This is a genomic window from Dapis purpurea BLCC-M126, from assembly GCF_050015975.1.
GTDB lineage: Bacteria > Cyanobacteriota > Cyanobacteriia > Cyanobacteriales > Microcoleaceae > Trichodesmium.
This window is the reverse complement of sequence record NZ_JBNHER010000277.1, coordinates 1-14,853: the sequence shown is the minus strand read 5'-3', so window position 1 is coordinate 14,853 and position 14,853 is coordinate 1. Positions and strand designations below refer to the sequence as shown.

General features: G+C 36.8%; 10 protein-coding genes. 9 read left to right on the top strand and 1 reads right to left on the bottom strand.

Annotated elements, in window-relative coordinates:
• Positions 1-108: 108 nt before the first annotated feature.
• Entirely contained in the window at positions 109-3,498 is a 3,390-nt protein-coding gene (locus ACP6PL_RS25635; protein ID WP_426548164.1) for a CHAT domain-containing protein, read from the top strand.
• A 737-nt stretch (positions 3,499-4,235) separates the two neighbouring features.
• Here ACP6PL_RS25635 and ACP6PL_RS25630 read toward each other — a convergent pair.
• Positions 4,236-5,726 carry an FAD-dependent oxidoreductase gene (locus ACP6PL_RS25630; protein WP_426548163.1) on the bottom strand — a complete coding sequence of 497 codons (1,491 nt, stop codon included), beginning with the start codon at positions 5,724-5,726 and terminating at the stop codon, positions 4,236-4,238.
• 358 nt (positions 5,727-6,084) lie between these two features.
• On the opposite strand from ACP6PL_RS25630, the gene ACP6PL_RS25625 reads away from it, so the two are divergent.
• From ACP6PL_RS25625 to ACP6PL_RS25590, 8 genes are all read left to right on the top strand, one after another.
• Positions 6,085-6,693, top strand: a complete 609-nt coding sequence (locus tag ACP6PL_RS25625; RefSeq protein ID WP_426548162.1) for a hypothetical protein — start codon at positions 6,085-6,087, stop codon at positions 6,691-6,693.
• Positions 6,694-7,155: 462 nt separating this feature from the next.
• Positions 7,156-7,818: a bifunctional 4-hydroxy-2-oxoglutarate aldolase/2-dehydro-3-deoxy-phosphogluconate aldolase gene (locus ACP6PL_RS25620; RefSeq protein ID WP_426548161.1), complete on the top strand. Its 663-nt coding sequence runs from the start codon at positions 7,156-7,158 to the stop codon at positions 7,816-7,818.
• A gap of 94 nt (positions 7,819-7,912) precedes the next feature.
• The gene (locus ACP6PL_RS25615; RefSeq protein ID WP_426548160.1) at positions 7,913-8,458 is read left to right on the top strand and encodes a L,D-transpeptidase; all 546 of its coding nucleotides are present in this window, start codon (positions 7,913-7,915) and stop codon (positions 8,456-8,458) included.
• Positions 8,459-8,624: 166 nt separating this feature from the next.
• Positions 8,625-9,317, top strand: a complete 693-nt coding sequence (locus ACP6PL_RS25610; RefSeq protein WP_426548159.1) for a metallophosphoesterase family protein — start codon at positions 8,625-8,627, stop codon at positions 9,315-9,317.
• A gap of 769 nt (positions 9,318-10,086) precedes the next feature.
• The gene (locus tag ACP6PL_RS25605; RefSeq protein ID WP_426548158.1) at positions 10,087-11,040 is read left to right on the top strand and encodes a metal ABC transporter substrate-binding protein; all 954 of its coding nucleotides are present in this window, start codon (positions 10,087-10,089) and stop codon (positions 11,038-11,040) included.
• Positions 11,041-11,441: 401 nt separating this feature from the next.
• Positions 11,442-12,215: a metal ABC transporter ATP-binding protein gene (locus tag ACP6PL_RS25600; protein ID WP_426548157.1), complete on the top strand. Its 774-nt coding sequence runs from the start codon at positions 11,442-11,444 to the stop codon at positions 12,213-12,215.
• A gap of 75 nt (positions 12,216-12,290) precedes the next feature.
• Positions 12,291-13,109, top strand: a complete 819-nt coding sequence (locus ACP6PL_RS25595) for a metal ABC transporter permease (protein WP_426548156.1) — start codon at positions 12,291-12,293, stop codon at positions 13,107-13,109.
• Between the two features lie 343 nt (positions 13,110-13,452).
• Positions 13,453-14,616 (top strand): glycosyltransferase, encoded by a 1,164-nt coding sequence (locus ACP6PL_RS25590; RefSeq protein WP_426548155.1) that lies wholly within the window; start codon positions 13,453-13,455, stop codon positions 14,614-14,616.
• Positions 14,617-14,853 lie beyond the last annotated feature (237 nt).

Below are 14,853 nucleotides of genomic sequence, written 5' to 3'. Positions count from 1 at the left end.
CCTTTTTAAGGGGGATTTAGGGGGATCGTCACTAACTAGCCAAAACTGCATAAACTTCAACCCCAAATACAGATAAATATATAGATATCAACTAACTAATAACTAAAAATGGACGAACAACGCATAGAAGCATACCTCAACCTCATCAATCAACTGCTAACCCACCCCGACGAGGTAGTTGAAATCCTCGAAGCTAACCGCGAGTTAGTAGATGAAGGGTTACTCCAAGTAATGGAATATTATGCACAACAACTAGCAGAAAACGATGACCAAAATGCTCAAAACGCTGCTAAATTTTTAGGCCATCTCAGGAGTCAGCTTGCAGAAGTGCTGAAAACCTCAGAATCTTCTCCCTCAACTAATTATTCATCCGAAGACTATTTGAACTTCCTGATGAACGTACTCCGAGCAACCGCCGAAAGCAACGACGACCCCAAAGTCATCTACCCACTCCTGCAAGCAAACCTAGACAAACTTGATAATAACCTTGCCGATATATTACTAAACTGGGCAACAGCTAAATTCTCAGAGGTAGAAACAGACCCAGCAGAATCCATCGCCTCTGTTATTTTTGCTTTCAGCGACCGCCTCAGGGAATTCCCCCTCGGCAACAAAGCAAACAATATGGAAATCAGTATTGCAGGTTACGAAATGGTGCTAAAAGTCTTTCCCCGCAAGAGTAACCCGAAAAATTGGGCAGCCATTCAAAACAATCTAGCCATTGCCTACGGTAACAGAATCAGAGGCGACCGGGCACAGAATCTAGAAAATGCTATTGCTGCCTGTAATCTAGCTTTGTCAGTTCATACCAAAAAAGACTTCCCTATAGATTGGGCAATGACTCAAAACAATCTAAGCCTTGCCTACTTTTACAGAATCAGAGGAGACAAAGCAGAGAATCTAGAAAATGCTATTACTGCACATAAACGAGCATTAGAAGTTAGGACCAAAGAAGAGTTACCGATAGATTGGGCAACGACTCAAAACAATCTAGCAAATGCCTACCTTTACAGAATCAGAGGCGACTGGGCACAGAATCTAGAAAATGCTATTGCTGCCTGTAATCTAGCTTTGTCAGTTCGTACCAAAAAAGGCTTCCCTATAGATTGGGCAACGACTCAAAACAATCTAGCAAATGCCTACCTTTACAGAACCAGAGGCGACCGGGCAGAGAATCTAGAAAATGCTATTGCTGCATATCATCTAGCTTTGTCAGTTCGTACCAAAAAAGATTTGCCTTATGATTGGGCACAGACTCAAAACAATCTAGCTACTGCCTACCGTTACAGAATCAGAGGAGACAAAGCAGAGAATCTGGAAAATGCTATTGCTGCATATCATCTGGCTGTGGAAGTTTTTACCAAAAAAGACTTGCCTATAGATTGGGCAGCCATTCAAAACAATCTAGCCATTACTTACAGTGAAAGAATCAGAGGAGACAAAGCAGAGAATCTGGAAAATGCTATTGCTGCATATAATCTGGCTTTGGAAGTTTACACCCTGAAAGCAGATCCGATTAATTGTCTCAACACTTCCCGCAACTTAGGCAACCTCCACTTCAAAGAAGGCAACTGGCGACCTACCATTGCTGCCTACGAAAAAGCCATAACTGCAGTCGAACTCAGTCGCAGTTGGTCAAAAGACGACGATCGTCGCCAAGAAATCCTGGAAAAAGCCATTGGAGTCTACCAAAATATAATACAAGCTTACATCAATACCAATCAAATAGAAAAAGCCTTAGAATATGTAGAGCGGTCTCGATCCAAACGGTTAGTAGATTTGATGGCAAGTAACGACCTCTACTCTAAAGGTGAAATACCTGCCGAAGTTGATGAATGGTTAAAAAAACACGAAGCTATTCAACAGAAAATCAATGAACTTTGGGAACAACAACAAGGAGACAGTCGCACAGAAGGAAAAGAGTTAGCAGCAGCAACCAGGGGACGAGCTGCCACAGAAGCAAGAAACCAAGACATTGCTGAGTTAGAAGCTCAAAAGCAGGAAGTCTATAAAAAAATCCGTAGTTTAGACCGAGTATTAGCAGACGGGTTGCAGGTTGACGCACTGGAATTTGAGAAAATCCAAGCATTGATCCAGCAACCGACTACAGCGATATTGAGTTTTTATACCACCGACAACGATACCTATTTATTTATAGTGCGACAAAATGGGGTTGAAAAACACTCTTGCGAAGGTCAGGGTCTGGAAGAACTACAACAGTGGTTATACGAAAACTGGTTTCAAACTTATATCGAAATTTCTACTCGATCCCCATTTATTGCTGCTGCCCAACTTTTAGAACTTGATGTTAAGGAAATTCAATCTCTTACCATAGAATCACAACAGGTAGTAGTGACATTAACTAGCCAAGAAAATCAGTACATTAATAATTTACCCGGTTTTCAGCAGTTGAAATCTGACAGTGAGAAACAGTTAAGAAAAGAGTGGCTGGAACAAATGGAAACTAGATTGCAAGAAATTGGTAAACGGTTAAAGTTAGATGAGCTAGTTAGTAAGTTAGAAAACATTGAGGAGTTAATTCTTGTACCACATTTATATTTACATCTGATTCCATTTAGTGCGATTAAACTAAAAGACAACAAATATCTTGGAGACCATTTCCGTATCCGCACCCTTGCCAGTTGCCAAATTCTAGACTTTTGTACCCAACGCCCAGAAGTAACAGCAGCAGAATATGGCATCGTCGAAGACACCCGCAACGACTTACCTTGTTCCAGCTATGAAGCCCAACATATAGCCAAAATGTATGGAGTGCCAGACAACCAACGCCTCCGAGGTGAAGCTGCAACCGTTGACAGCTATAAATTATTATTATCTCAGGTAAAACGGTTATTGTCAACCCATCACGCCCAATCTCGCGTAGACAACTGTATGGAATCAGCATTACTTTTAGCCGATGGCAGAATTACCTTGGGGCAACTATTATCTCCAGCATTCCGTTTCCCAGACTTAGACGAAGTATTCATCGACTGTTGTGAGACCAATTTTGGTCTAGTGCCAATCTCCGATGATGTATTGACATTAAATACAGGATTTTTGTGTGCCGGTGCCAGGGGTGTTATTAGCAGTTTGTGGGCAGTGGACGATTTAGGAACTTGTTTGTTTTCGATTTTTTATCATCAGTTGCGCAAAGAGGGAAAAAATCGTTCCGTTGCATTGCAACTAGCACAACGACAGTTACGGGAGTTGACAGGGAAGGAGCTGAGGAAGCAGTATAAAAAGGAATTAGAGGCAGCGTTAGGGGAGAAATTGGATACAGCATACGAGCAACTGAAGGAAATAGAAGTCAGACGTAATAGTTATGCCAAAGATTCGGCGGAGTATCAGGAGTTAGAGGAGGAGCGGGTGAAACTTAACGATATTTATCAGCGTATTTATCAGACAAAGAATAAGCATTTGAAGGAAAAGTGTAAAGAGGAACATCCGTTTGAGCATCCAGTGTATTGGAGTGCGTTTATTTGTGCGGGGTTAAGCTGAGTCGTAGGTTGGGTTGAGGTAACGAAACCCAACATACAGCAGTTCTGATTTATGTAGTAGGGGCGAATGGCTATTCGCCCCTACATTGTTTTGCTTGTGATACGCCCCTACATTGTTTTGCTTGTGACACGAGGCGATCGCTCTTAAAAGTGCTGTAGGAGAAAACCTTTTTGATGTTGGGTTTCACTATCGTTCTACCCAACCTACATTTATTAGGCTCGTAGTTGGGCTTTAGCCCGAAAATCCTTAGAGGGGCTAAAGCCCAACTACAACATTGCAACAGTAGGGGCGGGTTCCACGTTAAATTAACGAGTTTAACCATTAGATGAAATCAACCCGCCCCGTCTACCCGTTTCTGTTAATTATTAATTATTATAGAATCCAGTAGGGTGCGTTAGTGAAACGTAACGCACCACTATACCCTAAAACTGACCCTAATCAATGGTGCGTTACGGCGCCAGCTAATATTTTACATACTCAACCTCATTTTTCGTAAGCGCCTTTTCATGTTGCGCAGCAAAACGCACCCTAATGGACAGACACAGCTAAAATGGTGCGTGACGACGGATTGCTGAATCCCTTGCAGAATCTGAATTTAAGCCGTCTAACACACCCTACATTTTACTGACCCTAATGAATGGTGCGTTACGGCGCCAGCTAATATTTTACATACTAAACCTAGTTTTTCTTAAGCGCCTAACGCACCCTACTGGACTGATAACTACGAGCTTTTTCATTTACCAATTTCTAGCTTCATTAATAATTTTAATAGGATAAGAATCAGCAATTAATTTATTTGCCTCTTCCATGACTTTAACATCTGGAGCAAAAGTTGATTTCTCCACACATTCATCAAAATCAATTAGAGTTTTAATCCGTTGATAAGATTGAAATGCCACTGTCGGGAAAAAAGAAAATTTCCCTGGCAAAACACATAAATAGTTACTATTAGGATTTGACTCTATCCAATAACTATAACGCCGTTTTTGTTCTTCCTGACTAATAAATTCTGTTTTCACACAGTCATAACTAAAAAGATTTCGACTATAAAGTTTATCTTTGCCAAAATATCGTTCTGCCGAATCTAAAATTTGCTCAATATCTACTTCTTCTTCTCGATTTATTGGGTCGTCATTAGTATAACTAGAATCAGCCAACATAGAATAAACAAATTTTTCCGCCCCTATCTCACAATTATGTACAAAATGATTAAAATGAAACTTTCTCTTAGTAGACATCCGCACAAAATTAGTATCAGTTAAAGCAGGTTGAGCTACTACCATAGCACTACGACTACGTTTAAGTTTTGCCCGTACTTGTAAGTCAGACAAAAAAGGTTCAAAACCTTTTCCCACTGTAAAAATAAATAACCGTGCTTTTAGACGTTTTGGCAAACTATTTTGTGTACGACATAAAAGACTTTTGATTTGAATTTGACCGTAGCTATCTATTAGTAATTTATCAATAGTTACTCCCGTCTCGAATGTCACCCCTCGCTCTATGGCACTAGCAACTAAAGTTCTCATTATGGCAGTAGTATTCATCGAACAATCTAAGGTTTTGATAATTTCATACTTTGAATTTTCTAGACCATAAGAATTATCGAATCTACGACAAAGATTATCTATAGTTTCTGTGGAATGGCGCAAAGAACAATTTAAACCTTCATAAGCTTCAACTTCGGCATAAACTGGTGCTAAACAATTTCCATTTTGCAGCCAATTATATTGTTGACCATAAGCAGTTTCTAATCTCCCTAAAACTCGGTTACGCTGAATTTCTAAATATACCGAATCACTTTTGAGACCAGATAAACTAATTTCTGGAGAATTTTTTCTAGGATGAATTAAATATACAGGTTTATCATTAAACCAACCATTAAAATTAGGGATAACTGTGGGGGTAAAAAAATTAGGTTTAGTTTCTGTTAGAGCAATATTACATTGTTCGGAAAAATAGGAACTATATAGATTAATTAAATCCTCCAAACTATTAACACAATTAATAAAAGTCTGAGCATCATCATGTCCTGAATAAAGTGCCCCAGTATGAAACCAACCTTCCAATTTACCCGAAGCAAAAGTTCCTAATTGTGGGGCATTATCTAATACTTTTATAGAAAGGCGACTACGACGAGCAAGAAATTCAGCAATGGAAATTCCAGCAATTCCGCCACCGATAATAATTACATCAACATATTCAATTTGAGAAGCTTGGATTTTTGTCATTTAATTAAATTAAAGTTACATCATTGGGGGGCGGGTTTATTTAACTTTAGGTGAAACCTCGTTAATTTAAGGAAGAAACCCGCCCCTACTATTGCACTATTAGGACTTACCCATAGACCATATATGTAGAGTTAAAAAACTATAACGTTATAGTTTTTTGCGCTATATGTAGTACCCATGCGTAAGTGCTGACTATTTAAGATGTGTCAGTCTACTAAAAGTTTTGCATTTTTATCAAATTCGTATAGTATAGCGATCGCCATTACCGTTAGGATATTCTCAAATATAGTCACAGCAATAATGTAGAGATGAATGGCCATTCGCCCCTACTGAACCTAAAACCTCCTGCAAAAATATCATGGAAAATTTATTCACAATAGAAACAGCAGCTAATTCAGTTGTCGAAAATTCCGCCAATAAACCATCTCCTGATTCTGTTGTTTCAGCACTTATTGAAATTGAAAAACAGTCAAAAAAGGAAAATAAAACCTATAAAATTGAGCAATTATCAGGGAATTGGCAATTATGTTTTATTACTGGTACGAAAAAAACTAGAAAAAGAGCGGGTATTGTATTAGGAGCAGGACGTTATCTTCCTAAGTTGGTTAAAATTACGCTATCCTATTTTTCCCCTACCGATAATTCTGAAATATATGAACAATTAGAAATCGGCATGGTAGAAAATAATGTGGAATTTTCTGGTTTGAAATTATCTCTTTCCGGACCGACAAAATTTTTAGACAAAAAAAATATTCTGGCTTTTGATTTTACAAAAATTACAGTCAAATTATTCGGAGTCAAACTTTATTCTGGATATATTCGAGGTGGTAAAGAAAGTGAAGATAAATTTGTTACAGAAAGTGTCGGGAACCAAGCATTTTTTGCCTACTTTTTAATTCAAGAAAAATTTATTGCTGCTCGGGGTAGAGGAGGAGGATTAGCTATTTGGGGAAAATTGGAAAATTAGAATTGTCAAGAGAGAGTCAGTAGTCAGGAAACAGAATTAAAACCTTTTTAACACAAACATCTTGCCTGTAAAAGCTCTACCTCACTCAGATGAAAACTGGTATAAATTCTTATATCTTTATGCCAGAATATTTTAATATAAAGATATATGTATAGCAATCCTAAATAATTTTTCAAAAAAACTGTAGAATTTTTATCTCCAAACCAAAGTAAAAATGGGATTTAGAGACCAAACTCCTACGATAAAACGTTACAAACTAATTTAGGAATGCTATATTTATCTTCTTACTTCTTACTTCTTACTTCTTCCTTCTTACTTCTTCCTTCTTACTTCTTACTTCTTACTTCTTCCTTCTTACTTCTTACTTCTTACTTCTTACTTCTTAACTTCTTCCTTCTTCCTTCTTACTTCTTAACTTCTTCCTTCTTCCTTCTTACTTCTTACTTCTTACTTCTTAACTTTATGACTCAAAATAATTGGTTAAACACATTACAAAATAATCGAATAATTGCTGTTATTCGTACCTCAAAAATGGAGCTGGCTCGGCAAATGGCAAAAGCTGTTGCTGCTGGAGGTATTCGGATAATAGAAATTACTTGGAATACTCATCAAGCAGCAGAATTAATTACTTTACTCCACTCTGAATTACCAAATTGTACCATTGGTACGGGTACATTATTAACCCTAGAAGAGTTACAAAAAGCACTTAAAATTGGTTGCCAATTTGTCTTTACTCCACATACCAATCCTGCTATGATTCAAACAGCAAAAATAGCAGGTGTACCCATAATTCCCGGCGCTCTTTCTCCCACAGAAATAGTTACTGCTTGGGAATCAGGAGCTAGTTGTGTTAAAATATATCCAATTTCGGCAGTTGGAGGTGCAAATTATATTAAAAGTTTGCAAGGACCTTTAGGACACATTCCCTTAATTCCTACTGGTGGAGTAACCTTAGAAAATGCTAAAGAATTTATTAATGCAGGTGCAATTGCTGTAGGTTTATCAGGCAAACTATTTCCTGAAAAATTAATAATTTCTCAAGATTGGAAAGCGATCGCTCAACAAGCTCAAGTCCTAGTTAAGCAACTTTCAGAAAATGAGGGAGTAGGCAGCAGGGGGAAATAATTAATTTTAATTTTATTAATTCCCTAACACTTTATTTGTAGTGCTATAAATAAAAATCAGACCACAATTTTTCTTCTTCAAGAGAGGTATAAATATGAAAAATTTACTTAGTTCAGGAATTACTAAGAAACTGGTTTCCTCTAGTTATAAAAATAGATATCAAATAATTAAAATATTCGCCAGTGCAGCACTAACTATTACAACTTTTTTCTCCTGGTCAATAGTAACAAAAGCTAGTCAATGGGAAAATGTAATTGCCACAAGAATGTTAGAGTTGCAACAATCAGACGAACGTTGGATATCAATTGATTTATCTACCCAAAGATTAATTGCTTGGGAAGGAAATAAAGCAGTTTATGCAGTCATAGTTTCTACAGGTAAAGCATCAACTCCTACCCGCTTAGGCACTTTTAGAGTATACACAAAATATCGTAGCACCAGAATGACTGGACCAGGTTATGACGTGCCCGACGTTCCCTATACTATGTATTATGATGGAGGAATGGCAATTCATGGTGCTTACTGGCATAATAGGTTCGGTACTCCAGTTAGTCACGGTTGCACAAATGTAGCAGTAAATCACGCGAAATGGTTATTTGACTGGGCATCCGTGGGAACGCCTGTGGTAGTACATAACTAATCAAAAGATTTAAGGAGTGTAGGGGCGATTCCCGTTTGGGGAGCATTCCGTAGGAAATCGCCCCTACAGAAATCAGGAGTCACGATTTAGGTAGGTTTGGTAATGCGAGAAAATTTAAGTGCAGATTTCCTATTCCCTGTTCTCTATTCCCTATCTTATTTATATTATGCGCATTCTTGCTATAGGAGATATTCATGGTCATTCTAGAGCATTTGATACATTAATTGCAGGAGTCAAACCAAGGTTAGAGGATATTATTATTACTCTGGGTGACTATGTGGATAGAGGTCCAGATTCTCAAGGAGTCATTAATCGATTAATAGCACTACATGAAACTGGGCAACTTGTAGCTTTGCGTGGTAACCATGAATTGATGATGCTGAGGTCTCGTTATTGTGAGGAAGATAAAGCTCGTTGGCATCAATCAGGTGGTAAGGAAACTTTAGCTTCTTATTCTAAGTCTGGTAAATCTCAACGAAAAAGGATTCCAGACGAACACTGGCATTTTATTGAAAATGTCTGTTTAGACTGGTGGGAGTCAGACAAACATTTTTTTGTTCATGCAAATGCAGATCCCCATCTTTCTTTAAATGAGCAATCAGAGTACAATCTTTTTTGGGAAAGATTCGATAATCCTATGCCTCACTTTTCAGGGAAAACAATGGTTTGCGGTCACACCAGTCAAAAAAGTGGTAAACCTATTAATATCGGTCATGCCATTTGTATCGATACTAGAATTTATGATCGGGGTTGGTTAACTTGCTTGGATGTTGATAGTGGTAAAGTTTGGCAAGCAAATAAAAAAGGTAAATTGAGAACTGCATCTATTGATGATTTTAAACTCCTTGAATTACTTTAGAAGAAACTATTGGTGGGAATATGGTTATTATAATTGATATTATCAGGACTTACGCAAAGAATGGAACTATAGACCACTTGTAGGGGTTAATTGCCGTTAACCCCTACTACATCAGGTGGTTATGCGTAAGTCCTAATTATAAGAAATAGGGTTTATGGGAGCAAAGATGTCAGTAAACTTTATAGAAACCCTAATGGTATAGCAATGAGCGCTCACATATTTACATACTACTATTATCATCAAGTGTAATACAAAGCTCTACTAATATCATGTCCGGATAATCAGTGATAAAAAAGTTTTTGTTTGTAGTAGGGCTTCAGCCCGAACTGTAGATAGGGCTGAAGCCCTACTACGAACTGTAATTATAATAACTATTTAACCGCAATTCGTAGCTCCCCCGAAGGGGGCACATAATATAATATTACCAATACTTTGAATTGACTACATTAGTAATTATTTGTATCATGTAAACACACCAGCGCTCATTGCTATATCTTTATGTTGTGAATTAAATTTTTGAGGCACAGAGTCGTATTTGCCATAGAAATAATAGTAGAAAAAAGGTTAAAAATATTTCAATACACCTCCCATAGGCTATCTCCTCCTCTCCCCAAACTTCCCACACTTCCGTCTCCCCAGATCTCCCACACTCCCCGCTTTCCCCGCTCTCCCCACACCTCTCACAATCCTCCCTCTTCCCCAGTAGGGCTTTTTTTTATTCTTACCTTATACTTAGAATGATAATCATTCTTATAATAGGTCAAAACCAATGTTCAGAAAATTTCAATGGATCGGTAGTTCATTATTAGGAGTAGCAGCACTGATTACGACTGCTTCTCTGGGAAATGTTAGCAGTGTCGCTCAAAATACAGATCGAACTAAGATAGTTGCAACTTTCTTACCGATATATATGTTTACCAAAGGAGTCACAGGAGAAACTGGAGAAGTAGAAATCCTAATGCCTGCAGGAGCAGATCCCCACGAATATCAGGCAACACCAGAAAATGCTCGTACTATTGCAGAAGCAGATGTATTAGTCAAAAATGGGTTGGGGTTAGAAGAATTTTTAGAGAAATTAGTTGATGCTACTGGTAACTCTCAACTACAAGAAATTAATGCTAGTAAAAATATTGAACCTATAGAAGAAGAAGAGGACGATCATCACGATCATGACCATGATCATGACCATCACCACGGTCACAGCCACAGTCACGAAGAGGGAAACCCTCATGTTTGGTTAGACCCAGTTTTAGCACAACAACAAGTCAAGAATATTCGCGATGGTTTAATTAAAGCTGACCCTAATAATGCAACTACTTATCAGACAAATGCTGATATTTATCTGAAAAAATTACAACAACTTGACCAAGAATTTAAAACTCGTTTAGCTCCCTTCCAAGAATGTAAATTTATTGCCTTTCACGACGCCTATCCCTATCTAGCAAAACGCTATAATTTAGAACAAATAGCAGTGGTAGAATTGCCACAAGATAATATTACGCCTAAAGATATTCAAAGAGTAATAAATGCAACTAAAGAATATCCAGTTAAAGGTTTACTGGCAGAAATTGGATTTAATGATAGCCGAATGCAGCAAATTGCCAAAGATGTTGGATTACCAATCAAAAAATTAGATCCAATAAATAGTGGTTTGTTAGACCCAGAACATTATTTTACTGCGATGAGAAATAATTTAAAAAGTTTAGAGGAAGTTTGTCAGTAAAGTTATATCATGTGCTCCCTCCAGGGGGGCATCATATTAGTATAAATCAACAAATTGTCAAAGATATTGACAAAAAATTAGACCAGATAAATAGTGGTCTAGTAGAGCCACAACATTATTTTACTACGATGAAAAATACAGCATATTTCAACTATATAAAGTACAGAAATCAACAATTAAATGTTGTTTATATTTTGGGCATCTTGCCCGGGATCGGTGTGCCTAAAAAAGGTAGAATTAGCTTTAATATCATGTGCGGATAATCAGTGATAAAAAAGTTTTTGTTTGTAGTTGGGCTTTAGCCCGAACTTATAGATAGGGCTATATCTTTACTACAAACTTTAATTATAATTACTTAACCAGACATAATATAATTGAAAAATTTTAGAGGAAGTTTACTAGTGAAAGTAGTACCAATCAACAAAAACCTCCCAGTAATTGATGTACAAAATCTAACAGTAGTGAGAGGCAAATATCAAGCAGTAGAATCTGTATCATTTCAAATTTTTCCTGGCAGTAATACAGCAATAATCGGACCTAATGGCGCTGGAAAAAGTACATTAATTCAAGCAATATTAGGTTTAATTTCTTATGAGTCTGGTTATGTAGAAATTCTTGGTAGACAAATAAAAGATTTAGGAAAACACTGGCAGAAAATTGCTTATATTCCCCAGAAGTTACCTTTTGACCGGAGTTTTCCTTTGACTGTGGCTGAATTAGTTAGTTTGGGTTCCCCACAACCAGGTTTGATGAAGTCGCGCCAAAAACTTATGTCTGTGGAAAAAGCTTTGCTACAAGTCAACTTACAAAATCAAGCTAAACAGCCAATAGGAAGTTTAAGTGGAGGGGAGTTAAAACGGGTTTTATTAGCATATTGTTTAGTACAACCTCGGCAGTTATTAATATTAGATGAAGTGATGGCTGGCATAGACCCAACTGGAGAAGTAGAGTTTGCAGAATTATTGGAAAATTTACAGAAAGAAAATGGCTTTTCTATTGTTCAAGTTTCCCACGATCTAGATATGGTTAGTCGTTATTGTGACCAGGTTATTTGTATAAATCGTCGTTTATTATGTCAAGGTAAACCTAGCGTGACTTTGGATGAGGATAATTTGATTGAGATTTATGGAGAGAGTTTTACTAGATATTTTCATCTTTGTAAACATAATGATTAGAAATAGAAAGTTTTTCCGATCAATATTTGCTTAATCAAATCTATAATTTTGCTTCTTAACTTATTGCTTATTAATATGAATTTTTCAGAATGGGTGAGTTTATTTGGTCTGCCTTTTATGCAACGAGCAATTATTGGCGGTATTCTATTAGGAATTTTGGGGGGTATTCTCGGTGGATTTGTGATTTTACGGCAGTTATCTTTATTTGGAAATGCTTTAGGTCATACTGCTTTTTTGGCTGTAGTTATAGGTGCTTTATTACAGTTACCTCCAATGATGGCTTTAATTGGGTTTTTGGTATTATTTGGATTAGGGATTAATTATTTAATTGAAAAGACTAATTTAGGAGGAGATACGATTTTAAGTATCACGATCGCTGGTTCAGTTGCATTGGGAACAATTGGGTTTAATTTTGTACCTGGATATCGTGGTAATTTGTTGTCTATATTGTTTGGTGATATTCTGGCAATTAGTAATTTAGATTTGGTTTTTCTGATAATTTTATTGACTGTATATTTGGGTTGGTTAGGACTAACTTTACCAAAACAAATATTGTTAACTTTGAATACCGAGTTAGCACAAATTCAGGGAATTCCTGTACAGAGATATCAATACATATTTATGATTATTTTGTCCTTGGCGATCGCTCTGACTATTAGAGCAGTTGGTATTTTATTAGTGAATGCTTTTTTAGTGATTCCAGCAGCTACAGCAAAGTTAATTTGTAATGAGTTTGTGCCATTTTTAGGAGTTTCTGCATTAATTGGTGCTGTGAGTGGAGTTATAGGAATGGTATTATCTGGTACTTTTAATTTACCTTCAGGTCCTAGTATTGTTTTGGTGCAATTATCAGTATTTTTGGTAGTAGTATTTTCTGGTCGGGGGCGGTTTTAACAGTTATCAGTTATCAGTTAAAGGAATAAGAAAGAAGGAAGAAGGAGTAAATATTCAGATGTCAACTATCAAAATATGTACCTCAAATGAATTGAAGCTGATTTTTTTAAGCATCTGTGATCGGCATAAACTTTTTTGTAGCATTATTTTAAAGGAAGAAGGAAGTAAGAAGTAAATATTCAAAAAAAGGGGGAAACGATAATATTCAATTACCCCTAATCCCCTACTTAAGAAAATGTATAAAAGTTTTTGATAAATGTTATGAGACCTTATTTCTTGGTCTGTATTTATGCAAATTTTATATTATACTTGAAGTTGAAAAAATGAAAGTAAAAATTAATTAATGCCAACCCCTGTAGAGGTACTCCAAATAATTTTTCTCATACCTATCCTCGGTGGATCTATATATTCAATTCTAAGTGTCTGGACGACTAGAAATTTTTTTAACAAAACCATCCCAGAAATAAATGTCACAGAAAAATTTAATCCTCCTGTGACTGTACTAAAACCAGTACGGGGTATTGAAAAAGACCTCAAGTCAAATCTGCGTACTATTTCTCTTCAAGATTGGCCTGAGTACCAGGTGATTTACTCTGTTCAAGATCCTCAAGATCCGGCTCTTCCTATTCTTCAGGATATTCAATTAGAAATAGGTAACCAGAAAATTTCCGTTGTTATTGACAATAAAGAAGTCGGAGCTAATGGTAAAGTCAATAATTTACTTGGTGCAATAGCTGAAGCACGTCACGACACAATTATTATCAGCGACAGTGATACTAATCTTAAACCTGACTATATCAAAAATATCATATCTCCTTTATCAAATCCCAGCGTCGGATGTGTCTGTACTCTATTTAAAGTCAAAAGTGCCCATCAATGGTTTGAAAAGATGGAACTATTAACTATGAATGCCGACTTTATTCCTAGCGTTATATTTGCAGCAGTAACAGGAGCATCTAATGCTTGTTTAGGACCATCTATAGCTATAAGTCGGAGTACATTAGAAGAACTTGGTGGTTTAGAGAGTCTAGCAGATTATCTTGTAGAAGACTACGAACTTGGACGGAGAGTTTGGACTTCTGGAAAAAAAATGTTGCTTTTGCCATACATTATTGATGTAACTGTGGACTTGAAAAATTGGCGAGCTTGGTGGACTCATCAAATTTATTGGGATCAGAATACATATTTAGCACGTCCCTGGCCTTTTATTGCAACTATATTAATTCGGGCAGTACCTTTTGCTATTTTGTTCGCGGTGGCACGAATGGGAGATTTATGGGGGTTAGGAATCTTTGCAGTTACAGTTGCTTTAAGACTTTTGACGGCTGGGATAATCTTAAAAAATTTGAAAGATACAGAAGGTTTTGAAAGTCTGTATTTATTGCCTTTGCGTGACACTTTCGGTTTAATATTTTGGTTTTTGGCGTTGACCAAACGTACAGTAGTATGGCGTGGTGTTAAGTACAAATTAATTAATAATGGAAAAATGGTTCCCTTCATTAATTGACAATGGATAATGGATAATTGATAATTGATAATTGAAAAAAATTGGGTTAATGACATAATTTATTACTTGATTTTGGGATAACTAGGTTCATTAATTGATAATGGATAATTGATAATTACCTCTGGTTAAAACCGTTACGGAATTGAAGATTGGGAAATTCAAGAGCACTTTTCTCAAGGGGAGATTGGATATGGCGTTTCGGCGCTTGAGCCGACATGAAAAGCGTTAGCGGCTCTG